Raw genomic sequence first — 22,410 nt, forward strand, 5'->3', positions numbered from 1 at the left:
ACCGGCCTTTTTCATCTCAGCTGTTTTCAGCGAGAATGTGACCTGCCAGATAGAGCGAGCCGCATATAAGAATGCGCGGCGTGGCGCGTCCGGCAGCGAGTGATGTGCGCTCAAGCGCTTCGTCGAGCGAAGCTGCGGGATGGGCATCGAGCCCGGCATCCGCCGCTGCGCTCGCCAGTGCCTCCGCGGAAACGCTGGCCGGCGCACCCGGAATGACGAGCGTCTCGATATGCGAGGCGAGACCGCGAAACGGAGCGAAGAAGCCCGTCGCGTCTTTTGTATCAAGCATGCCGCTTATGAGGATGAGGGGACGCGCCTCACCCTCGGGATCGTGCTGCGCGAGGTCGGCCATGGCTTCCGATATCGCTCGCCCTGCTGCGGGATTGTGCCCGCCATCGAGCCAGAGTTCGGCTCCCTGCGGAAGCCGTGAGAGGAGAGGCCCTCTCGTCAGACGCTGCAGGCGCGCGGGCCATTCGATATCCGTCATGCCATGTGCAATGGCATCGTGCTCAAGCGGTAAGATACCTGTCTTTCGCAACGCGCAAATGGCGATACCCGCATTGTCGATCTGGTGACGGCCCGGCAGGCGTGGCAACGGAAGATCGAGAAGCCCGTCTTCATCCTGATAGATGAGTGATCCCGCCTCTTCGTACGCCGAAAAATCCTGCCCGTGAATGAACAGCGGAGCGCCCGCTCTCTCCGCAGCCATTTCGATGGCGATCCTCGCCTCATCTGTCTGCGGCCCGATCACGGCAGGCACGCCGCGTTTCAATATGCCAGCCTTCTCATTCGCTATGAGCTCGATAGTGTCCCCGAGAAATGCCTGATGGTCGAGGCCGATGGGCGTGATGATGCAGGCAGCGGGCTTTTCGACCACATTCGTGGTGTCGAGCCGTCCGCCCATGCCGACTTCCAGAATGAGCGCGTCGGCAGGCTCACGCGAGAAGGCGAGGAGCGCTGCTGCCGTCGTAATTTCGAAAAAGGTTATAGGTGCGTCCGCATTTGCCTTTTCGCATTCATCGAGAAGCGCGGCAAGACGCTCCTCCGGTATGGGCGCGCTACCCTGCTTGCCTGCAAGCCTGATGCGTTCGTGGAAGCGAACAAGATGCGGTGAGGTATAGCTGTGGACAGCATAACCACCAGCCTCGAGTGCGGTGCGGAGATAAGCGGAAACCGATCCCTTGCCGTTCGTGCCCGCGACGTGGAAGACGGGCGGTAGTGCCCGTTCGGGATTCCCGAGTGCGCCGAGCAGGCGCCATGTCCTGTCGAGTGACAGGTCGATCAGCTTCGGGTGGAGTTTAGTCAGCCGCTCGAGAATGACATCGCTTGAAGGGGCGGCGTTCTGGCTCACGATGTGCTTGGCGCTGCGGCTTTCGCCGGCACGTTTGCGGTTTGCTGGCGCTGGCTGCGTGGGCGGTGTGTCATCAGCCGGATGATACGCGCAAGCGTGTCCTTCATCTTGTGACGATGCACGATCATGTCGATCATGCCGTGCTCGAACTGGAACTCGGCCGACTGGAAATCTTCCGGCAGCTTCTCGCGGATTGTCTGCTCGATGACGCGTCGGCCAGAAAAGCCGATAAGCGCCTTCGGTTCCGCAATCTGGATATCGCCCAGCATGGCATAGGAAGCGAGGACACCGCCGGTTGTCGGGTCGGTCAGCACCACGATGAGGGGGAGCCCGGCCTCACGCAAAAGCTGAAGCGCGACGGTCGTGCGCGGCATTTGCATAAGAGAAAGAATGCCCTCCTGCATGCGCGCGCCACCCGCGGCGGCAAAGAGGATATAGGGAGCTTTCTTTTCGAGCGCTGTTTCTGCACCGCGAATGATGGCTTCGCCAGCCGCGATGCCGAGTGAGCCGCCCATGAAGGAGAAATCCTCGATGGCGACCACGGTCTCAACACCGTCGAGGGGGCCATGCGCCACGGTCACGGAGTCGTTGCGGCCCGTTTTCGAACGCGCTTCCTTCAGGCGATCGGGGTACTTCTTCTGGTCGCGGAATTTCAAGGGATCGGCCACGACAGCATCGACCGCAACAACCTGATAGTCCGCATTGTCGAAGAGGGAGGCCAGGCGTTCGTCCGTGCCGAGACGCATATGATGGTCGCAGTTCGGGCAGACACGCATCGCCGCTTCGAGGTCACGATGAAAAATCATCTCTCCGCACGAAGAGCACTTGTGCCAGAGATTGTCCGGCGTCTGCTGTTTCTTGTTGAAGACACGCTGGATTTTCGGCCGGACGACATTGTTGATCCAGTTCATCGGCTGAATTCCTTATTCTGCGGCAGCGGCGCGCGCGGCGTGAACACCATTGGCGAGCTTGCTTACAAATTCGAGAACGCGCGTGACGGCGCCTGCTTTGATCTTGCCGTCTTCGCCGACTTCGCGCGCGATCGCATCGACGATGGCGGAACCGACCACGGCCCCGTCGGCCGCGCGGGCGATTTCTGCGGCCTGTTCCGGTGTCCGTATGCCGAAGCCAACGGCCACCGGTAGCGATGTGTGTCCCTTGATCCGCTTCACCGAGGAGGCGACGTTCCGCGCCTGCGGGCTCGCAGCGCCGGTGATGCCGGTGATCGAGACGTAATAGACGAAGCCGGATGTATTTGCGAGAACAGCGGGAAGCCGCTTGTCGTCCGTTGTCGGCGTCGCAAGACGAATGAAGTTCAGGCCAGCTTTCAGCGCAGGCAGACAGAGTTCATCGTCTTCTTCCGGTGGCAGGTCGACGACGATAAGTCCGTCGACACCCGCATCGATGGCGCGTCCGAGAAAGGTCTCGACGCCCATGTGATAGATCGGATTGTAATACCCCATGAGAACGATCGGCGTTTCCGGATCGCTTTCGCGAAAGCGGCGTACCAGCTCAAGTGTCTTCTTCATGCTCGCCCCGTTGCGGAGCGCGCGCTGCGATGAAGCCTGAATGGAAGGTCCATCGGCCATCGGGTCCGTAAAGGGCATGCCGAGCTCGATCACATCGGCGCCTGCTCTCGGCAACCCGTTCAGAATGTCGAGCGTTGTGTCGAAATCCGGGTCGCCTGCCGTGATGAAGGTGACAAAGGCAGCGCGGCCTTCTTCTTTCAGATGAGCAAACCGCTTCTCCAGTCTCGTCGTCACAACGTCACCCCCAGATGGTCGGCGACGGCGAAGACATCCTTGTCGCCGCGCCCGCACATGTTCATCACCATCAAGTGGTCCTTGGGCAGCGTCGGCGCGAGCTTCGTCACATAAGCAAGCGCATGCGCAGGCTCAAGCGCCGGGATAATGCCTTCGAGGCGCGAACAGAGCTGAAAGGCTTCGAGTGCCTCCTTGTCTGTCGCCGAAACATATTCCGCGCGGCCCGTCTCATGCAGCCATGAATGTTCCGGCCCGATGCCGGGGTAGTCGAGGCCGGCCGAAATCGAATGACCGTCCTTGATCTGTCCGTCATCGTCCTGAAGGAGATAGGTGCGGTTGCCGTGCAGCACGCCTGGTGTGCCGCCCTTGAGCGATGCGCAATGTTCGCCCGTCTCAATTCCCTTGCCTGCGGCTTCGACGCCGTAAATTTTCACAGAGGTGTCATCGAGAAAGGGATGGAAAAGCCCCATCGCGTTCGATCCGCCACCGATGCAGGCGACGACACTGTCCGGCAGCCGTCCTTCCCGTTCCATCATTTGGCGTTTCGTTTCCTCGCCGATGACGGACTGGAAGTCGCGAACCATGGCAGGATAGGGATGTGGTCCCGCGACTGTGCCGATCAGGTAATAGGTGCTGTCGACATTTGTCACCCAGTCGCGCAGCGCTTCGTTCATCGCGTCTTTGAGCGTACCTGTGCCCGAGGTCACGGGAATGACCTCCGCACCCAGAAGCTTCATGCGGAAGACATTCGGCTTCTGCCGTTCGATGTCGGTCGTCCCCATATAAACGACACAGGGAAGGCCGAAACGTGCGCACACGGTTGCGGTTGCCACGCCGTGCTGGCCCGCGCCCGTCTCCGCGATAATGCGCGTCTTGCCCATGCGTTTTGCGAGCAGGATCTGACCGAGGCAGTTATTGATCTTGTGGCTGCCGGTATGGTTGAGCTCGTCACGCTTGAAATAGATTTTCGCGCCGCCATCCTGGCCGGAAGCCGCAGACTTCTCACGAAGATGTTCCGTCAGGCGTTCGGCAAAGTAGAGCGGGCTTTCGCGGCCCACATAGTCGCGCTGCATATAGTCGATTTCCGCCTGGAAGGCAGGATCGGCTTTCGCGTCCGTGTAGGCCTGGTCGAGATCGAGGACGAGCGGCATCAGCGTCTCGGCGACGAAGCGCCCGCCGAATATGCCGAAGCGGCCGCGTTCGTCCGGCCCGCTGCGGAGTGAATTTGCTTTCGTCTGGCTCACGCTTGCCACTTTCTTCCCGTTCAGGTCCGCCCGTCAGGCGGCCTTTGCCGCCCTGATAAAGGCTTCGATCAGTCCCGGTATTTTCCGGCCCGGCGCATCCTCGACACCGGATGAAACATCAACCGCCTGCGCCCCGGTGATCCGGATCGCTTCGGCGACGTTTTCGGCGTTCAGGCCGCCCGAAAGCATCCAGGGTGTTTCCGGCCTGTGCCCGGCGATCAAAGACCAGTCGAAGACGAGGCCGTTACCGCCCGGCAATGCACCTGCCATAGATTTAGGTGGTTTGGCATCGAACAGCAACAAGTCGGCGGAATCTCGGTAAATGGCAGCCTTGAGCGGGTCTTCCGGCTCCGCGATGCCAATGGCCTTCATGAGTGGAAGACCGTATCGCGCCTTCAGTTCCATCAGCCGTTCCGGCGTTTCCGCACCGTGAAGCTGCAGAATGTCCGGTTTGAGCGCTTCCACGATCTCATCGAGCGTCTGCTCGTCCGCATCGACGGTCAGCGCGACCTTCAGCACGGAGGAAGGCACCCCTTGTGCCAGTATGCGTGCCTGTCCCGTCGAGATATTCCGGGAACTTTTCGGGATGAAGGCAAAGCCCAGATAGTCCGCCCCGGCTTTTACCGCGGCCTCGACCGTTTCGGGCGTCGAAAGCCCGCAAATTTTGACGCGAACGCTCATTGCCGGCTCACGCCGCAAGCGAGCGGCCGATTTCCTCGGCCGCCGCGCGTGGGTCGCTCGCGCTGGTGATGGGACGCCCGATGACGAGCACGTCCGCACCGAGCGTCAGTGCTTCTACAGGTGTCATGATGCGCTTCTGGTCTCCGGCGTCGCTGCCGGCCGGTCTAATGCCGGGTACGATCAGCTTGAAATCCTTGCCGAGATCGCGCCTCAACACCTCGATCTCATGTGCGGAACAAACCACGCCGTCGAGCCCTGAAGAAGCCGCCAGGCCCGCAAGACGGCGCACATGGTCGCTTGGGCTGCCGCTGACCCCTGTATCCTTGAGGTCGGCGGCATCAAGGCTCGTCAGCATGGTGACGCCGATGACAAGCGGACGGCTTTCGCCGGCCTCCTTTGCTGCTTCGGCGGCGGCCCGCATCATCGCGCTGCCCCCAGCCGTGTGAACATTGACGATGGCCGGACGCAGCGGCAGCACCGCGCGAATACCGCCTGCGACGGTGTTCGGAATGTCGTGAAGCTTCAGGTCGAGAAAGACCGGCAGGCCCGCCGCGGCGACCGCGCGGTAGCCCGCAGGTCCATGCGCGTTGAAAAACTCCATGCCGATCTTTGCCCCGCCGACGCTGCCTGCGAGGCTCCGCGCAAGCGTTTCCGCCCTGCCGAGGTCGGTTGTGTCGAGGGCGCAGAAAACGGGGTTTTCGAGGCTCATTTTGCACCTGCTGTCCGGGTTCCGGGCCTTATAGCAGATCGTCCATGCGCGGGGCTCGGCTTTTCGCGCCTCAGTCACGCAAGGCAGGCAGATTTTCTCCCGCCGGGGAGGACATGCGGGCCTTTGCGGTCTTTCGGCGGGCTTGCGCCCACGCCCCCACTCCGCCGATCAAAATGCCGATCAGCACTGACATCAGAATCACGAGGAAAAGCGGCACTTCAAGACCGATCGCCGGGGAAACCGGGTCGAAGGGGTCGAGGCTGAAGGTCACGGGTGCCCGGTTCGCGACGGCGAGCGCCATGACGAGAACCACGACCGGGGGAAGAATAATCCAGCGCAGGAGTTTCACGAGGCGGCACTTCCGGTTCGGAACGCGAACAAAGGGCAGATGGCAAGGCGTCGGAGACGGACTTAATCGTCGCCGTCGTCGTCGCCATCATCGTTCATGAGCTTGTCGTCTGCGATATCGGCATTGTTCAGCCGTTCTCGCAATTCCTTGCCCGTCTTGAAGAAGGGTACGGACTTTTCCTCGACATGCACAGGCTCGCCGGTCCGGGGATTGCGTCCCGTTCGCGCAGGCCGGTTTTTGACGGAGAAGGCGCCGAAGCCGCGAAGCTCCACCCGGTCCCCCCGTGCGAGCGCCGCACTGATTTCATCGAAAATTGTGCTGACGATGCGTTCGACATCGCGCTGATAGAGATGAGGGTTGCCTTGGGCGAGGCGGGCGACGAGCTCCGATTTGATCATGTTTTTCCGTCCCCCGGCTTCTTCCAATTCAGCTTCGCACGCCACCGGAAGCGGTGAAAGCTCTTCCCTTATCAGAGGTCAGGTTGCCAAACGCTCGTAAGACCGTCAAGTGTAAGTCGTTTTGCCTGCTGTGTTTTTCCGCTCAGCCCGTCGATTGCCGTGACGGTGGCTTCACCAAGCGCCCGGCCTGCGAAGCCGGCCATCCCGAGTTCGGGATAGGCGGGGGTCCAGTCCCTGACAGGCAATTCTTCCTGAATGCCGTGCTCGCTTGCGAGCCAGGCGATAGCCTGTTCCTCGCCGCCGAGTTCGTCGATGAGACCGTTCTCGACCGCCTGCCAGCCGGTATAGACGCGGCCGTCGCCGAGTTCTTTTGTTTTCGCCGCATCCATGTTGCGCCGTTCCGCGACAAGACGCAGGAACCATTCATAGGACGTGTCGAGCATGGCCTGCGTTACGCGGATGGCCTCGGGGCTGGTCTTGTGAAAAGGGTTCGGCTCGGCCTTGAGCGGAGCCGATTTGATCTCCTTCATCTCGACGCCGATATTGTCGAGAAGCTCCTCGATCTGCGTCCATTGGAACAGGACGCCGATGGAGCCGGTGATCGTATTGCCACGGGCAACGATGTGATCGGCCGAGATGGCGGCGATGTAGCCGCCCGATGCGGCTACCGTTCCAAGGACGGCGACGACGGGTTTCTTGTCGGACACTTTGCGGATGGAGGCGAAAAGGGCCTCGGCGCCGGTCGTCGTGCCGCCGGGGCTGTCGATTGAGAGAATGACCGCCTTCACATTGTCGTCTTCGGCGAGCTGCTCCAGCATTTCCTGCTGCGGGCGGTCGTCCACGATGATGCCGGTGATCGAGACCCGCGCGATTTGCGCGCCGGGCAGCACAAGTCCGCCTTCGGCCAGCAGGACGATGAGAGCAGCCAGGACGGCGGCGATGGCGCCGGCCCGCCAAAAAAACAGGCGGCGTTTGAGGCGCCGCCTGTCCGCTAACGTATCTGCATCGAGAGACAAAAGGACTCTCCTCCGAATGGTGCGAACAGGTGCCGGGAGCTTAGAGGGCGAACCTGCGACCGTAAACGTCTAACGCCGCCTGACGCGCGCGACACACGAAAGAGAGGTCTCGAAAAGGTCCGGCGGGAAGGTTTGAGCCCTCCCGCCGGCATGCCTCACTTGTCGTCGGTGCTGGCCTTGTTGAGGGCCGCGCCAAGGATGTCGCCGAGCGACGCGCCGGAATCCGACGAGCCGTACTGCGCCACGGCTTCCTTTTCTTCCGCAATTTCCAGCGCCTTGACGGAAAGCTGGATCTTGCGCGATGTGCGGTCGAACTGCGTCACGCGCGCATCGAGCTTGTCGCCGACGGCGAAGCGTTCGGGACGCTGGTCGCCACGGTCGCGGGCGAGTTCCGCACGGCGGATGAAAGCGGGCATGCTGTCTTCGCCCACCGTCACTTCGAGGCCGTTATCGCTCACACCGGTCACCGTGCAGGTGACGACGGCGCCCTTGCGGACGGTGTCGCCAAGCGACTCCATCGGATCGCCGCCAAGCTGCTTGATGCCGAGCGAGATGCGTTCCTTCTCGGTGTCGACGTCGAGCACCTGCGCCTTGACGACCTGACCCTTGGTGTAGTCGGTCATGGCTTCTTCGCCGGAGCGGTTCCAGTCGAGATCCGACATGTGCACCATGCCGTCGACATCCGCATCGAGACCGATGAACAGACCGAATTCGGTGATGTTCTTGATCTCGCCCTCGACGATCGTGCCGGGCGGGAAACGCTCGGCGAACGTGGTCCAGGGGTTGTCCATGCAGTGCTTCAGGCCGAGCGAGATGCGGCGCTTTACCGGATCGACTTCCAGCACCATCACTTCCACTTCCTGCGAAGTGGAAACGATCTTGCCCGGATGCACGTTCTTCTTCGTCCAGCTCATTTCGGAGACGTGAACGAGGCCTTCGACGCCCGGCTCAAGTTCGACGAATGCGCCGTAATCGGTGATGTTCGTCACGCGGCCCTTGAAGCGCGCATTGAGCGGGTACTTGGCTTCGACGCCTTCCCACGGATCGGCTTCAAGCTGCTTCATGCCGAGCGAGATGCGCTGCGTCTCGTGGTTCACCTTGATGACCTGGACCTTGACGGTCTGGCCGATCGAGAGAACTTCGGTCGGATGGTTCACGCGGCGCCACGCAATATCGGTAACGTGGAGCAGGCCGTCCACACCGCCGAGATCGACGAACGCGCCGTAATCGGTGATGTTCTTGACGACGCCCTCGAGCACCTGACCTTCCTTGAGGTTCTCGACGAGTTCCTGGCGCTGTTCGGCGCGGGTCTCTTCGAGTACGGCACGGCGCGACACGACGATGTTGCCGCGGCGCTTGTCCATCTTCAGGATCTGGAAGGGCTGCGGAATGTTCATGAGCGGGGTGACGTCGCGCACGGGGCGGATGTCGACCTGGCTGCCCGGAAGGAATGCAACGGCGCCGTCGAGGTCGACGGTGAAGCCGCCCTTCACGCGGCCGAAGATCTGACCTTCGACACGTTCCTGCTTTTCGAATGCGACTTCGAGGCGGATCCAGCTTTCTTCGCGCTTCGCCTTTTCACGGCTCAGCACGGCTTCGCCCATCGCGTTCTCGATGCGCTCGAGATAAACCTCGACAGTGTCGCCAACGCCGAGTTCGGCCGGCTTGCCCGGTGCGCCAAATTCCTTGAGCGGCACACGGCCTTCGGTCTTGAGGCCGACGTCGATGATGGCGAGATCGTTTTCGATGCCGACAACGGTTCCCTTGATCACGGAACCTTCCTGCATGTTGCTGTCCATGAAGGACTGCTCAAGCAGGGCGGCAAAATCTTCGCGGCTCGGATTGAGCGCGCTGTCTGTGTTAGCCAATGCAGAAGTCTCCTGACGGTGCTTTTATTCCGGCCGACGGTTGGGTCCGGCGGTCTTCTCCCGAAATCGTGGTTTGTCCGGGAGCATGTGGATTTGGGCAGTGTCGGTTTAAGGGTTGCACATATGTCCGCACAACCTGTTCGCGATCATCTTGCGCCAATGCCGAAAAGCGCACTCGCCGACGGGCGAAAACGCACTTAACTCATTGCTTTGTCTATGATCGCGACGGCCACGTCGAACGCCGCCTCTATACTCAAATCGGACGTATCGAGCAAGTGCGCATCGGATGCGGGCCTCATGGGGCTCGCCGTTCGCTCGGCGTCACGGTGGTCCCTTTCGCGCACATCTTCTAGAATTTGTGCCTCGCTGACCTCCACCCCCGATTTGTTGAGTTCCAGCCAGCGCCTGTGCGCCCGGATTTCCGGGTTTGCGGTCACGAAAAGCTTCACCGTCGCGTCTGGACAGACGACAGTGCCGATGTCCCGCCCGTCCAGAACGGCCCCCTTTTCGCCACCGGGCGGGCAGGAGGCGAAATCTCGCTGAAAATCGAGGATTGCGGCCCTGACGGCAGGCTTGACGGCCACGATGGAAGCCGCGTCCCCGGCTTCTCGCGTCCTGATGGCGCGTTCGTCTATATGGGCGGCGTCGAGGGCCTGTGCGGCGGCGAGGGCAGCCTTGTCGTCGTTCGGATCGCCGCCCGAGGCCAATACCGCCTGACCGGTCGCGCGGTAAAGTGAGCCCGTATCCAGATAGGCATAGCCATAATGCCGGGCAATCTGGCGTGCGAGGGTGCCCTTGCCCGAAGCGGCGGGGCCGTCGATGGCGATGATGGTGGCGCTTTTCATCACGGCGCCCCTCTCCTCAACGCCGCTTTCCTCGATACCGCCTTCATTGGGCCTGTCCGGTAAAACTCGCGCCCAACCCTCGCATGAGCCCGATGAAATCCGGGAAGCTCGTCGCAATCATCGATGCATCGTCCACCGTCACGGGCTTCTGGGCCGCAAGTCCCATCACCAGAAAGGACATCGCGATGCGGTGATCCATATGTGTCATCACATGGCCCCCGCCGGAAACCTCGCCTGCGCGCCCCTCGACCACCATTCCATCTTCGCTCTCATGGACCTTTATGCCATTCGCCCGAAGGCCGGAGGCGGTGGCGGCGATGCGGTCGCTCTCCTTCACGCGAAGTTCGTGGATGCCGCTCATCCGCGTCGTGCCCTCGGCAAAGGAGGCGGCGACGGCGAGAACCGGATATTCGTCGATCATCGAGGCCGCGCGATCCGGCGGTACATCGATGCCTTTCAGCCGGCTTGAACGCACCCGCAGATCGGCAACCGGCTCGCCGCCCTCGTCGCGCTGGTTCATGACCTCTATATCGCCGCCCATCTCGATCAGCGTCGTATAGAGCCCGGCGCGATGGGGATTGAGCGTGATGCCTTCGACCACGATTTCGGAGCCTGGTGTGAGCAGGGCGGCAACCACAGGGAAAGCGGCTGAAGAAGGGTCGCCCGGCACCACGATAGGACAGGGGCGGAGCTCGGGTTCCCCGGTCAGGCTGATGGCGAGGGCGCCATCCTTGCCGGTTTCGGTTTTAACTTCGGCACCGAAGGCCTTGAGCATGCGCTCTGTATGGTCCCGCGTCGGTGTTGCCTCGATAACGGTCGTGACGCCCGGCGTATTGAGGGCGGCGAGCAGAATGGCCGACTTCACTTGCGCCGAAGCGACGGGCGAACGGTAGCTGATGGGCAGGGCCCGCCGGGCACCTGTCAGCGTGAGCGGCATCCGTCCGCCTTCCCGCGCATGGAAATGCGCACCCATTTGCGAGAGCGGCGAAATCACGCGGCCCATGGGCCGCCTCGACAGCGAGGCATCGCCAATAAAGGTGGCAGTTATGGGATGCCCGGCGACGAGCCCCATGACAAGGCGCGCGCCCGTGCCTGAATTGCCGAAATCGAGAGGCTGTTCGGGTTCGCGAAGTCCGCCCGTGCCCACGCCATGGACCGACCAGTCGCCCTCGCCGAGCCGTGTCACTTCGGCGCCGAGCCTGCGCATGGTCTCCGCGGTCGCCAGAACGTCCTCGCCTTCAAGAAGCCCGCTGATTCTCGTTTCACCGACGGCGAGCGCGCCAAAAATGAGCGCCCGGTGCGAGATCGACTTGTCGCCGGGCACCTGAATCCGTCCGCCAAGGCCGTGCGAGGGCTCCGCCGTAAGGCTGGCGGAGACGGAATGAGAAGCGGAATGAGAAGGCGTGGCCAATTGATATCCGTCCAGCGGTGCATGGGATGAAGGGGCCGGGCGTTTCCCGGCCGCTGCGGGAAGGCATGAGTTCCCCGCCCTGAAGAGCGAATAGGTTTTGACAGGAGCAATTTAACGTGGCAATGGGAAAATCCTTCTTGACTGACGCCACGCGCCCATCGGCGCAAGGCCTTGACGCAAACTGGTGCGGGGAGAGTAAAGCTTGTCGAAACCGGAGTTGGGAACGAAACGCGATTGCCCGAGCTGCGGCGCAAAGTTTTACGACCTGAACAAGAACCCGGTCGTGTGCCCGAAGTGCGAGCATGAATATGTCCCGGATACGGGGACGAAGGCGAAGCGCGCCAAGCCGGCGGAAAAGCCCAAGGAAAAGGCCTCCAAACGGGTGGTTGCCGCCGATGATGAGGGAAATGTCTCGCTCGATGCGATGAGGGATGACGAACTCGCGGCCGATAGCGATGACGACGATATCGATATCGATGATGTCGGTGTGGATGTCGACGATGACGATGACAGCAACGACGCCTTCCTCGAGGATGACGAGGACGGTGACGACGTGACCGGCATCGTGCGCGGCGGCAAGGGCGGCGACGACGATTGATCGCCGCTCCCTTCGGGGTGGTAGACACAGGAAGATGGCGGCAGTGCCAAGTTTCTCTTGATCGTGAGAAAGAGCGGCACTAAGTTCCGCCACCGTTGGCGCGGGGCCCAGGCCGCGCCGCGCACAGGATGGGGCCATAGCTCAGTTGGGAGAGCGCTTGCATGGCATGCAAGAGGTCGTCGGTTCGATTCCGTCTGGCTCCACCAATCCTCTCCAAGTCAGTTGAAGACCGGTAGTGTTTTCCCGGAAGTGTCCGCGCTTTCGGGGACTTGCGAAGTATCCTCCCCAAGGGGATCACCCGTTTCCGATAAGGCCGAAAAGCTCCGCCTGAAGACTATCTCTGATCTTCGGTGTTTATTCTTGCTCGGAGCGTGAGACCGCGATCGATCGGAATGGTTTGACCGGGCACATAAACCGGCGCTGCGCGACGGCACGGCGAAACCATCACGGGAGGCGTTCCACGCATCCTCGAAGGTGTCGCTTTCCGGCGAGGCCGAAAAGACCATTCGCCGAACGGTTCTGCCGGTCAGGACGGATAGATGTCGGCGATATCCATGAGCGCCTCCATATCGAGTATGGTCAGCACGCCGCCCTGTACGCGAATGACGTCATTTTCCTTCAGGCTGCGCATCACCCGGCTCACATGAACCTGGGTCAGGCCCAGCGCATCGGCAATGCTTTGCTGGCGAAGAGGAAACGGAATGGCCGCACCGTCCGTCAGCTTCTTTTCTGTCAGCCGTTCATGCAGGTCGAGAACAAGCCGCGCCAGGCGTTGCTCCGCGTTTCGCCGGCCAAGATCGACGAGGCGCGCCTCACTGGCCTCCCTGCCCGAGAAACATATATCGACGAAGGTCCAGACAAGGGCGGGGTCATCCTTCGCGATTTCCTTGAGATTGCTGACGTCGAAGGCGCAGTACTCGACCGGCGTCACGCTTTGTACGGGGGTGCGGACCTGATCGCGCATGATGAGTTCGCCGCCCGCGATATCGCCGGGCAGCAAAATGGAAAGCACCTGGCGGCGCCCGTCGGACGTCAAGGCCAGGCGAAGGGCCCAGCCGCTCCGCAGAACGACGATGCGTTTGGGCGTCTCGCCGGGCCTGTAGATGTGCTGGCGCGCCCGGAACGAGCCTTTGGCGCTGCGGCCACGCTCCGACTCCGATGCGGCGTCCATGACGGCGTGGCAGAGGCCGACATGCCGGAACGGGCAGGCATTGCACCCATCGGTTGAGACAGGTGTCCTTCCGCTCTCTGCACTCTCATCCCCGGGGCGGGTGTCGCTGCTACTTACACTCAAAAAATATTCACCGCCGGAGGGGCCCGGCCCGATTGGGATAGGCAGATAGACTGTCTCATATAGAGATAGTTAGCGTACCCGAACCAATTTTTCCAGAATGAATATAAGTGAACAAAATTTTTAACTTGAGTTATAAACCTGAAGCATAAGTAATTGTTATAATAAAACTTGAGCTAATCCAGTATAATTAACCATTTATTTCACATCGACTATTAGCATCGAATTTAACAGCTCAAATTCGAAGGCAAAGTGTCGCAGTAATCATCGGCCTTGTCGTTGAAGAGGAGTCTGGGGGATATGCCCGGCGGAGCCGGGTGACCGTAAATCGGGGGCATTATGACAAACGCCGAAATATCCGCTGCGGACCGGGATTCGCGTCTGCGTTTCATGGAAGTATCCGAGACGACGGGAACGTCGCTTCGTGATTTCTGGAAGGTTCTGGAGCCGCATTTGCCGCGTGTTCTGGAAGACTTCTACGGCCATCTCGTCACCGTCCCGGAGCTGTCGAAGCTCCTGGGCAGCCAGGCCCCGCGCCTCAAACAGGCTCAGGGCGCGCATTGGGGACGGCTTTTCTCCGGCACGTTCGACGACACCTACATGAAAAGCGTTCATACGATCGGCCTCACGCATAATCGCATCGGCCTTGAGCCGCGCTGGTATATCGGTGGCTACAAGTTTGTGATGAACAGGCTTGTCGATATTGCCGTGAAAAAGTATCGCTGGAGCCCCGGGCAGCTTTCGGACGTTCTTTGTGCAGTGAATACTGCCGTTTGTCTTGATATGGACCTCGCCATTTCCGCCTACCAGGATGCGATGGTCGAAGAGCGGGCTGGCCGGCAAAGGGCGCTGGAGGAGGCCATCTCCGATTTCGACGTAGCCGTAAACGAAATCATCAAGTCGGTCGCCTCTGCCTCGACCGAGCTTCAGGCCTCGGCTCAGGCCATGTCGGTGACGGCCGAGCAGACGAGCGGGCGAACGACCACGGTTGCCGCCGCCTCGGAGGAGGCATCCGCCAACGTGCAGACCGTCGCCTCGGCGAGCGAACAGCTCTCCAGTTCGATCGCGGAAATCGGCCGGCAGGCCTCCATGTCGACCAAGATCGCCGGGCAGGCCGTGCAGGATGCGCACCGGACGGACGAAAAGGTGCAGGGCCTTGCCGAAGCCGCCCAGAAGATCGGCGACGTTGTGACGCTCATCAATGACATCGCCGCGCAGACCAACCTTCTCGCACTGAACGCGACCATTGAGGCCGCGCGCGCCGGGGAGGCGGGCAAGGGTTTCGCCGTCGTCGCCTCGGAGGTGAAGAGCCTCGCCAACCAGACTGCAAAGGCGACCGAAGAGATTGCCGAGCAGATCAAGGCCATGCAGGGCGCGACGCATGAATCCGTCGACGCGATCAAGTCCATCGAGCAGACGATCACGGAGATGAACCAGATCGCCACCTCGATTGCCGCAGCCGTCGACGAACAGGACGCAGCGACGAACGAGATCGCCCGCAATGTGCAGGAAGCCGCGCGCGGAACGCAGGACGTCTCCTCCAACATCGTCTCTGTGTCGGAAGCAGCGGCCGAAACGGGCGCAGCCGCGGCACAGATCTCCGGCTCGTCGGATATCCTCGCAAGACAGGCCGAAACGCTTCGCCAGCAGGTCGACACGTTCCTCAGCCGCGCAAGAGCGGCCTGAAGCAAACGTCCGGGAGGCGAAGGTGGCTTACCGCCAAAGCGTTCTGCCGCGCATGCCCGCAGTGTTCGTTTTCGATCCTGCGACGAAGCAGCTCGTCTCCCAAAACGCAAGTGCGGGTGAGCTGCTGGCGGCTGTCGGCTGGCAAGGTGACGAGCCGCCGACGCTCTCCGCCGTGGAGAGGCTGCTCATTCGCGACGCCAGGGTCTCGACCGATCCGCAGGTTGTCGTCGGCGATGAGGAGCGCAACTATGAATTGCGCAGGCGCTGCCGCCGTCCCGATAGCAGCGAGTTGATCCTGACCCGCATCTGGACACCGGGTTCGAGTACGACACTGATCGTTGCCGACATCACGCAATCGGTGCAGGCAGAGCGTCAGCTCCGCTTTGCGCAAATGACCATCGACCGGCTGATGAAGTCGGATTCGCTGTCGGATGCGCTTGTCTCGCTGTTGCGCGCCGTCATGCTTTACGCGGGCTGGAAGAGAGGGGCGGCCTGGATACCGAAGAAGGGCGGCCTTTTCATGCAGGAAAGCCTCTCGCGCAAGGGTGCCGGCGCGACGCCGGATCGTGAAGCGGTACAGAAATTCATCCGCCCGCTTGCCGAAACCTGCTGGCGCAACGGCGAGACGTCCCACGTCTGGGATGAGGCTCGTGGCTGCGTCATTCTTCCGCTCAGGGCGAATGGTGAGGTCATCGCTGTCCTCAGTTTCTGTACGGGAGAAATATGCACACGCGACAGGCTGACGCTCGAAGTACTGGATGGCATTACCGACCGGATCGGCATGGCGCTGAAATGCCGGATCAATGCCGAGGAGGCAGCGGGCGCACGCCGGCAGCTCGACGAGCTGCTTGATGCGGCGGGAGATGCGATAGTCGCGATGGATGCCGAGCGCCGCATCCGCATTTTCAACAAGCGTGCGGAAAAGATTTTCGGCTACACCGCCGAGGAAGCGATCGGCAACAAGCTCGATATGCTTCTGCCTCAAGGCATTCGCGCGCGGCATCGCACACATGTCGCCCGCTTCGCGCGTGAGGAAGCGCCGACGCGGATCATGGGGCGGCGGCCGGAAGTGAAGGGACGCCGCAAGGACGGCTCGGAGTTCCCGGCGGAAGCGTCCGTCTCGCGTATCATGCTCAATGGAGAAATGGTTTTCACCGCTGTGCTGCGTGACCTGACGGCGCTGCGTCAGGTGGAGGATGCACTTCGGGCGCGCGAACGGCAGATGCGCATGATCATCGAAGCCATGCCTTTCGGCCTTGCGACGATCAAGCAGGAGACGGGCGAGATCCTCTTTGCCAACAGCGCCTTCAGCGTCCTGGTCGATTGCGGGCGAAAGCGTCTCACCGGGCGGCACATAACGGACTTTGCAGATAGCGAACTCACCGCAACGCTCATGGCCGGCAAGGGGCTTGACGGACGCATGAGCGAAGTTGAGGGCATAATGAAAAGCGCCGGCGGCGTCGAGTTCTGGTGCGTCATCTCCGCTGTCGCGCTCAGCATGGGCGGCGAAAATGTTGTTCTCATCGGTTGCTACGATGTCACGGACAGGCGTCGTGCTGAGGAGGCCTTGCGTGAAAGCGCGCATAATCTGGCGGCGGCGGAGCGCATTGCTCATCTCGGCAACTGGCAGCTCGACATAAAAACGAGCGAGATTGCCTGTTCCGACGAGGCCTTCCGCATTTTCGGCGGCCATCCGCAAGAAGGGCCGATAACGCTCCCGCAATTCCTGGACAGGGTCCATCCTTCCGACCGGCCGCGTATGCGCGCGGCAGCGGAAGATGCCACCACGCTCGGTGTACCGTTCCGCATTACACTTCGTATCCTTGCCGATGGCGAAACCCGCTATATCCGCAACGAGGCCGAGCCGGTGCGTGATACACATGGCAATGTCGTGCAGCTTATTGGCACCGTGCTCGATATTACCGATCTTCAGAAGGCGACGGAGGAGCTTCGCGCCGCGCGCAATAAAGCCGAATACGCAAACCGGACGAAGTCGCAATTCCTCGCCAATATGAGCCACGAGCTTCGCACGCCGCTGAACGCCATTATCGGCTTTTCGGAATTGATGGCGACCGATGTTCTGGGGCCCATGGAGGTTTCGCAGTATCAGGCTTATGCAAAGGACATCAATGACAGCGGGCTGCATCTCCTTGCCATCGTGAATGACATCCTCGATCTCAGCCGGATCGAAGTGGGGGTGACCGAACTTGAAGAGACGGAAGTCGACGTCGAGGAGCTGGGCCAGTTCTGCATAAGGACGGTGGAGGGCCGGGCGCGCTCGGCACAGCTTGATCTGGTGCGGCTGCCGGTCGCGTATCCGGCAATGCTCCATGCGGACAAAAGGCTCGTCCGGCAGATCCTGCTCAATCTTCTGTCCAATGCGATCAAGTTCACACCCGCTGGCGGCACCGTCAGCGTCGGTGCGGAACTCGCTGCGGACGGGGCGCTGGTGCTTTCCGTCGAGGACACAGGCATAGGCATCGCGGCTGAGGACATCGACCGTGTGACAGAGCCTTTCATGCAGGTGGAAAGTCACCTGTCTCGCCGCTTCGATGGCGTGGGCCTCGGGCTCGCTCTCACCAAACAGTTCATTGAGCTGCACGGCGGCGTCATTTCGATCGAGAGCACGCAAGGCAAGGGAACGCTTGTCGCAATTCGCTTCCCACCCGAGAGGGTGCGGTCCGGCCCGCCTTCGCTGCTTGCCGCGACCGGCGATTAGTGCAAGCTGTATCTTGCTTCAAAGTATTTATGAAGTAATAACAATAAATATATCCATTTTTACATATAATTATATAAATAAAAAATAGACTGCTTCTTGTGAAAACAGAGAAACGGGCTATTGAAGATGGACGATCTTCTGAAGGATTTCATCGCGGAAACCAGTGAATCTCTTGATTTGCTGGATAGCGAGATTGTGGAACTGGAGCAGCGTCCCGGTGATCCGGCGCTTCTGGGCAGCATTTTTCGCGTAATGCATACGATCAAGGGCACCTGCGGCTTCCTAGGGCTTCCCCGCCTCGAAGCCGTGGCGCATGCGGCGGAGGATGTCCTTGGCCGGGTCCGCGACGGCGAGCTTTCCGTTTCGCATGACGTCATATCCCAGGTGCTGATCGCGCTCGACCGCATCAAGGAACTCGTCGGCCTGCTTGGCGAGACGGGTGCGGAGCCGGAGGGCGAAGATCACGAAATCATCGCTGTGCTGCGGGCGATTGCGAGTGGTGAGGCGGCGGCCCCGGTGAAAGCAGCGCACAACGAAAAAAAGGAAGAAATGCCCGCCAGGAAGGGGTCGCTTTTCGAGCGCGCCGGGGGCGCCTCCGGCATCGACACGGCATGCGAACTTGCCTGTGGCGGGTTCATCGCGAAGTCGGAAGAAGGAGCCGCCCTCGAGCCGGAAATGCTGAAGCTGCAATTTGCGCTCGCCAAAGGCTTTGAGGTAGCTCTCGAAAAGACGCCGGGAATCGACATTGCCGACGTGCTGACTTGCCTGAAGGACAATGGCTGGACGCAAGAGGACATCGCACTCCTCGAAGTGGAACTGGGAACCGCTTACCGCTCGCTCGGGGTGGAAGACGACGACGTTCTTTCACTGCTCGCGCATCTGCATCGCGGTGAAATACCAGAGCCCGAGGTTCAGGCCGAAGTGCTGCCGCCTGCGAAGCCCGCTTCTGCGGAGAAGCCGCAGGCAGGTAACGAAAAGCACGACGCAGCACACGGACAAACCCAGACGCTCCGCGTCAATATAAACGTGCTGGAAGACCTGATGACGCTCGTCAGTGAACTCGTTCTGACGCGTAACCAGCTTCTCCAGATCATGCGCAGCCATGAGGAAACGCCGTTCGCCGCACCGTTGCAGCGCTTGAATCAGGTCACCACCGAGCTGCAGGAAAGCGTGATGATGACACGCATGCAGCCCATCGGAAACGCCTGGGGAAAGCTGCCTCGCCTTGTTCGCGATCTCTCGCAGGAACTTGGCAAGAAGATCGAACTGGCGATGACGGGGGCGGACACCGAGCTCGACCGCCAGATCCTCGAGTCGATCCGCGATCCGCTGACCCACATGGTCCGCAATTCCGCCGATCATGGCATCGAAATGCCGCATGATCGCGCCGCTTCCGGCAAACCCGAATATGGCACCATAGAACTTGCCGCGCGCCACGAGGGCGGCCACATCGTCGTCATCATCTCCGATGACGGGCGTGGTCTTCCCACGGCCCGCATCCGCGAAAAGGTCGTGGCGAACGGTCTGGCAACGGAATCGCAGCTCGACGGCATGAGCGAGCAGCAGATTCAGCAATTCATATTCAGGCCCGGCTTCTCGACGGCGGCGGCGGTGACGAGTGTCTCCGGCCGAGGCGTCGGAATGGATGTGGTCCGCAACAATATCGAAAAGATCGGCGGCATCATCGAGTTTCACTCGACGGAAGGCGTCGGCTCCCGCTTTGTCATCAAGATCCCGCTGACGCTCGCGATTGTCTCCGCGCTCATCGTTGAATGCGAGGGTGAGCGCTTCGCCCTGCCGCAGAACAGCGTCGTTGAACTCGTGCGCATCAACCGGGCAGCGACCAAGGGGCTGGAAAACATCAATGGCCGTCCGGTCTATCGCCTGCGCGACCGGCTGCTGCCGCTCGTATCGCTGAGCGAAATCCTCGGCCTCCCGGATTCGCCGGATTCAGACGAGGTCTCGCCGCAAGAGCATGAACCGGCGGACAGCACCTATGTCGTTGTCTCGCAGGTGGGTGCTTTCGTCTTCGGCATCATCGTCGACAAGGTATTCGACACCGAAGAGATCGTCGTGAAGCCCGTTTCGCGTTGTATGCGTCACATTTCCTGCTTCTCCGGCACGACAATCCTGGGCGACGGGCGCGTGATCATGATCCTGGACCCGAACGGCCTCGCCTCCGCCGTCTCTTCCTCTCCGCATGCGGAAGCGGCGGCCCTCACCGCCAGGGCCGGGCGCGGCATCCAGCGCAACGAGGCGATTTCGATGCTTGTCTTCGAAGCCCGCGATGGCGGTCCCAAGGCCGTGCCTCTTTCCCTTGTCGCGCGTCTTGAGGAAAAGGATCTCGCCGCTGCTGAAAAGGCCGGATCGCGCACGGTGTTGCAGTATCGCGGTGGCCTGATGCCGCTCATCGATCTCGATGGGCACCCTGCGGAGCGGCAAGGCAAGCACCCGATTCTCGTCTTTGTGGACGGGGACCGCATGCTCGGCCTCGTCGTCGACCGTGTCGTCGATATTATCGAAGCGCCGCTCGATCTTCACCTCGCGGGAGGCAGCAGGCCGGGCATTCTCGGCAGCGCGATCATCGGCGGCAATGCGACCGACATCATCGATACGGTTCATTATCTCCGGCAGAGCGATGCCGACTGGTTCGAGGTCAAAACCGAGAGCCCCTTCGGGAACGACAGCGAGCGGCATGTATTGCTCGTCGAGGACAGTGCCTTCTTCCGCAACCTCCTTATCCCGATGCTCACCATCGCCGGGTACTCCGTGACGGTTGCAGAGCACGCAGAAGCGGCGATATCGCTCTGCAAGGATGGCGCGGCCTTCGACTTCATCGTGTCCGACATCGAAATGCCGGGGCTTTCCGGCTTCGACCTGGTGCGTACGCTTCGTGCCGATAAAAGACTGGACGATGTGCCGATCGTCGCTCTCTCTTCTCATGCGAATTCCAGGGACATAGAGCGTGGCATGGAGGCGGGTTTCACGGATTACGTGACCAAGCTCGATCCCAAGGCGTTGCTCAATGTTCTCTCGCGTACATCCACTGCCGATACCCAGCGGGAGGCCAGCGCATGAACACGTCCCTTCACACGACAGCACCCGTCGAGGGCTCGGAAACGGCGACCGAAGACTATGTGACGATGAAGGTCGCCGGGCAGACTTTCGGCATTCCGGTTCTCAACGTCCGCGATGTGCTCAGTCCCCAGATCATCACGCGCATTCCGCTCGCTTCCGTCGAGATCGCGGGGTCTCTCAACTTGCGTGGCCGTATCGTGACGGCGATCGATATGCGAACGAGGCTGGGTTTGCCCGCGGATGGCTTTGTCGAACGCGCGATGGCCGTTGTCGTCGAGCATGACGATGAGCCGTTCAGCCTTCTCGTCGATGAGGTGGGGGAGGTGCTCAGCCTGCCGATGTCAGAGCGGCAGAGTGTGCCGGCGACGCTCGACGAGCGCTGGCGCGACGTCTCCCAGGGGATCTACCGGCTTGACGACCGGCTTTTGCTGGTCTTGAGCGTCACCAGTGTACTCAGCGCGATTGGTGTCGACCCGGTTCACGCAGCATAACGGAGGATGAATTTATGGCCGTCGACATGAAAATGCCGATTCTGATTGTGGATGACTACAAGACGATGCTCCGCATCGTGAGGAACCTGCTCAACAAGCTGGGTTTCACCGAGATCGATGAGGCGACGGATGGAACGGACGCCTTGGCGAAGCTCAAGGGCAAGAAATACGGGCTTGTCATCTCCGACTGGAACATGCAGCCGATGACGGGATACGAGCTGCTGCAAAAAGTCCGTGCCGATGACGGGCTGAAGTCGCTCCCGTTCGTCATGGTCACCGCCGAATCCAAGGTTGAAAACGTGATGGCTGCCCGCCAGGCAGGCGTCAACAACTACATCATCAAGCCGTTCAGCGCCGAGGTGCTGAAGGCGAAATTGAAGACGGTACTGGGAGATTTCTGATGGCGGCGGAAGGAAAATTCGAACGCATCGAGCGCTTGACCAATGAGTGCATCGACATGTGCCGGACCATGTTGCACGGGCGCAAGCATCTCGAAGCGCTGCTCGGGCCGTCGTTTCGCACACACAAGCTGCAGAGGGCCGTCAACGAGCAGAAGGTGGCCGTCAAGGAGATGGAAGCAGCCGTCGACCGCATCCTGACGGCGGTCGAGGGAATGTCGGAGATCGATTTTTCGGATACTGCGGCCGCCGGGGAGAAGGTGGCGGCCGGTTGCGGCGAGATCATGGAAGCTTGCTGTTTTCAGGACATGGTCGGTCAGCGCATGTCGCAGGTGAACGGGACGCTCGCCGAAATCGAGAGCACGCTTGCGAAACTGGCCGAAGGGCAGGCGGCGCAACCGGCGTCTCCTCCGCAAGAGAGCCTTCTCAATGGGCCTGCGCTTCCCGGCGCGGCTATGGAGCAGGACGCGGTTGACCGGCTCCTCGCGGGCGGCAAGGGAAAGCGATAGGGGCA

The 22,410-nt window shown here is 61.1% G+C and carries 20 protein-coding genes and 1 tRNA gene; 8 read left to right on the top strand and 13 right to left on the bottom strand.

The genetic code is table 11. The features are described from left to right. Positions 1 to 16 precede the first annotated feature (16 nt). The 12 genes from ABJO61_RS13420 to aroA form a co-directional block, all read right to left on the bottom strand. Positions 17 to 1,351, bottom strand: a complete 1,335-nt coding sequence (locus ABJO61_RS13420) for a folylpolyglutamate synthase/dihydrofolate synthase family protein (RefSeq protein WP_348326079.1) — start codon at positions 1,349 to 1,351, stop codon at positions 17 to 19. Continuing rightward, positions 1,348 to 2,262 (bottom strand): acetyl-CoA carboxylase, carboxyltransferase subunit beta, encoded by a 915-nt coding sequence (gene accD, locus ABJO61_RS13425; RefSeq protein ID WP_348326077.1) that lies wholly within the window; start codon positions 2,260 to 2,262, stop codon positions 1,348 to 1,350. Before accD ends, ABJO61_RS13420 begins: the two co-directional genes overlap by 4 nt. A 12-nt stretch (positions 2,263 to 2,274) precedes the next feature. Beyond that, the gene (gene trpA / locus ABJO61_RS13430) at positions 2,275 to 3,114 is read right to left on the bottom strand and encodes a tryptophan synthase subunit alpha (RefSeq protein WP_348326075.1); all 840 of its coding nucleotides are present in this window, start codon (positions 3,112 to 3,114) and stop codon (positions 2,275 to 2,277) included. Then, on the bottom strand, positions 3,111 to 4,358 hold the full coding sequence (gene trpB, locus ABJO61_RS13435) for a tryptophan synthase subunit beta (RefSeq protein ID WP_348326073.1): 1,248 nt from the start codon (positions 4,356 to 4,358) through the stop codon (positions 3,111 to 3,113). Before trpB ends, trpA begins: the two co-directional genes overlap by 4 nt. A gap of 33 nt (positions 4,359 to 4,391) precedes the next feature. Then, the gene (locus ABJO61_RS13440) at positions 4,392 to 5,039 is read right to left on the bottom strand and encodes a phosphoribosylanthranilate isomerase (protein WP_348326071.1); all 648 of its coding nucleotides are present in this window, start codon (positions 5,037 to 5,039) and stop codon (positions 4,392 to 4,394) included. 7 nt (positions 5,040 to 5,046) lie between these two features. Next, positions 5,047 to 5,748, bottom strand: coding sequence for an orotidine-5'-phosphate decarboxylase (gene pyrF, locus ABJO61_RS13445; RefSeq protein WP_348326069.1), 702 nt, complete (start codon positions 5,746 to 5,748; stop codon positions 5,047 to 5,049). A gap of 70 nt (positions 5,749 to 5,818) precedes the next feature. After that, a complete protein-coding gene (locus tag ABJO61_RS13450; RefSeq protein WP_348326067.1) occupies positions 5,819 to 6,097 on the bottom strand; it encodes a LapA family protein in 279 nt (92 codons plus the stop codon). A gap of 62 nt (positions 6,098 to 6,159) precedes the next feature. Further along, complete coding sequence (locus tag ABJO61_RS13455) at positions 6,160 to 6,495, bottom strand: integration host factor subunit beta (protein WP_348326065.1); 336 nt, start codon at positions 6,493 to 6,495, stop codon at positions 6,160 to 6,162. A gap of 71 nt (positions 6,496 to 6,566) precedes the next feature. Continuing rightward, a complete protein-coding gene (sppA, locus tag ABJO61_RS13460; protein WP_348326063.1) occupies positions 6,567 to 7,511 on the bottom strand; it encodes a signal peptide peptidase SppA in 945 nt (314 codons plus the stop codon). Between the two features lie 155 nt (positions 7,512 to 7,666). Continuing rightward, the gene (rpsA, locus tag ABJO61_RS13465; RefSeq protein WP_348326061.1) at positions 7,667 to 9,379 is read right to left on the bottom strand and encodes a 30S ribosomal protein S1; all 1,713 of its coding nucleotides are present in this window, start codon (positions 9,377 to 9,379) and stop codon (positions 7,667 to 7,669) included. 197 nt (positions 9,380 to 9,576) lie between these two features. Beyond that, positions 9,577 to 10,224: a (d)CMP kinase gene (cmk, locus tag ABJO61_RS13470; RefSeq protein ID WP_348326096.1), complete on the bottom strand. Its 648-nt coding sequence runs from the start codon at positions 10,222 to 10,224 to the stop codon at positions 9,577 to 9,579. 43 nt (positions 10,225 to 10,267) lie between these two features. Beyond that, positions 10,268 to 11,635 (bottom strand): 3-phosphoshikimate 1-carboxyvinyltransferase, encoded by a 1,368-nt coding sequence (aroA, locus tag ABJO61_RS13475; RefSeq protein WP_348326059.1) that lies wholly within the window; start codon positions 11,633 to 11,635, stop codon positions 10,268 to 10,270. Positions 11,636 to 11,837: 202 nt separating this feature from the next. Here aroA and ABJO61_RS13480 point away from each other — a divergent pair, with 202 nt between their 5' ends. Together ABJO61_RS13480 and ABJO61_RS13485 are read left to right on the top strand one after the other, a co-directional pair. Next, the gene (locus ABJO61_RS13480; RefSeq protein ID WP_348326057.1) at positions 11,838 to 12,233 is read left to right on the top strand and encodes a TIGR02300 family protein; all 396 of its coding nucleotides are present in this window, start codon (positions 11,838 to 11,840) and stop codon (positions 12,231 to 12,233) included. A gap of 130 nt (positions 12,234 to 12,363) precedes the next feature. After that, positions 12,364 to 12,439 (top strand) — tRNA-Ala (locus ABJO61_RS13485). Between the two features lie 320 nt (positions 12,440 to 12,759). On the opposite strand, the gene ABJO61_RS13490 is transcribed toward ABJO61_RS13485, so the two are convergent. Further along, positions 12,760 to 13,404 carry a Crp/Fnr family transcriptional regulator gene (locus ABJO61_RS13490; RefSeq protein WP_348326055.1) on the bottom strand — a complete coding sequence of 215 codons (645 nt, stop codon included), beginning with the start codon at positions 13,402 to 13,404 and terminating at the stop codon, positions 12,760 to 12,762. Positions 13,405 to 13,863: 459 nt separating this feature from the next. On the opposite strand from ABJO61_RS13490, the gene ABJO61_RS13495 reads away from it, so the two are divergent. From ABJO61_RS13495 to ABJO61_RS13520, 6 genes are all read left to right on the top strand, one after another. Further along, positions 13,864 to 15,210: a globin-coupled sensor protein gene (locus ABJO61_RS13495; RefSeq protein ID WP_348326053.1), complete on the top strand. Its 1,347-nt coding sequence runs from the start codon at positions 13,864 to 13,866 to the stop codon at positions 15,208 to 15,210. 22 nt (positions 15,211 to 15,232) lie between these two features. Then, positions 15,233 to 17,929, top strand: a complete 2,697-nt coding sequence (locus ABJO61_RS13500) for a PAS domain S-box protein (RefSeq protein ID WP_348326051.1) — start codon at positions 15,233 to 15,235, stop codon at positions 17,927 to 17,929. Positions 17,930 to 18,055: 126 nt separating this feature from the next. Further along, entirely contained in the window at positions 18,056 to 21,007 is a 2,952-nt protein-coding gene (locus ABJO61_RS13505; protein ID WP_348326049.1) for a chemotaxis protein CheW, read from the top strand. Next, positions 21,004 to 21,498, top strand: a complete 495-nt coding sequence (locus tag ABJO61_RS13510) for a chemotaxis protein CheW (protein ID WP_348326047.1) — start codon at positions 21,004 to 21,006, stop codon at positions 21,496 to 21,498. Before ABJO61_RS13505 ends, ABJO61_RS13510 begins: the two co-directional genes overlap by 4 nt. 14 nt (positions 21,499 to 21,512) lie before the next feature. Then, positions 21,513 to 21,899, top strand: a complete 387-nt coding sequence (locus ABJO61_RS13515; protein WP_348326045.1) for a response regulator — start codon at positions 21,513 to 21,515, stop codon at positions 21,897 to 21,899. Beyond that, positions 21,899 to 22,405, top strand: coding sequence for a hypothetical protein (locus ABJO61_RS13520; protein ID WP_348326043.1), 507 nt, complete (start codon positions 21,899 to 21,901; stop codon positions 22,403 to 22,405). The genes ABJO61_RS13515 and ABJO61_RS13520 overlap by 1 nt, the downstream gene beginning before the upstream one ends. Positions 22,406 to 22,410: the final 5 nt, after the last annotated feature.

This window comes from Parvibaculum sp., from assembly GCF_039973015.1.
Taxonomy (GTDB): Bacteria; Pseudomonadota; Alphaproteobacteria; order Parvibaculales; family Parvibaculaceae; genus Parvibaculum.

What these genes read in the sequence shown, in the direction of transcription:
- accD (WP_348326077.1), bottom strand. Translation starts at nt 2,262, where the DNA reads ATGAACTGGATCAACAATGTCGTCCGGCCGAAAATCCAGCGTGTCTTC.
- ABJO61_RS13440 (WP_348326071.1), bottom strand. Translation starts at nt 5,039, where the DNA reads ATGAGCGTTCGCGTCAAAATTTGCGGGCTTTCGACGCCCGAAACGGTC.
- pyrF (WP_348326069.1), bottom strand. Translation starts at nt 5,748, where the DNA reads ATGAGCCTCGAAAACCCCGTTTTCTGCGCCCTCGACACAACCGACCTC.
- ABJO61_RS13455 (WP_348326065.1), bottom strand. Translation starts at nt 6,495, where the DNA reads ATGATCAAATCGGAGCTCGTCGCCCGCCTCGCCCAAGGCAACCCTCAT.
- cmk (WP_348326096.1), bottom strand. Translation starts at nt 10,224, where the DNA reads ATGAAAAGCGCCACCATCATCGCCATCGACGGCCCCGCCGCTTCGGGC.
- ABJO61_RS13490 (WP_348326055.1), bottom strand. Translation starts at nt 13,404, where the DNA reads ATGGACGCCGCATCGGAGTCGGAGCGTGGCCGCAGCGCCAAAGGCTCG.
- ABJO61_RS13495 (WP_348326053.1), top strand. Translation starts at nt 13,864, where the DNA reads ATGACAAACGCCGAAATATCCGCTGCGGACCGGGATTCGCGTCTGCGT.
- ABJO61_RS13505 (WP_348326049.1), top strand. Translation starts at nt 18,056, where the DNA reads ATGGACGATCTTCTGAAGGATTTCATCGCGGAAACCAGTGAATCTCTT.
- ABJO61_RS13510 (WP_348326047.1), top strand. Translation starts at nt 21,004, where the DNA reads ATGAACACGTCCCTTCACACGACAGCACCCGTCGAGGGCTCGGAAACG.
- ABJO61_RS13515 (WP_348326045.1), top strand. Translation starts at nt 21,513, where the DNA reads ATGGCCGTCGACATGAAAATGCCGATTCTGATTGTGGATGACTACAAG.
- ABJO61_RS13520 (WP_348326043.1), top strand. Translation starts at nt 21,899, where the DNA reads ATGGCGGCGGAAGGAAAATTCGAACGCATCGAGCGCTTGACCAATGAG.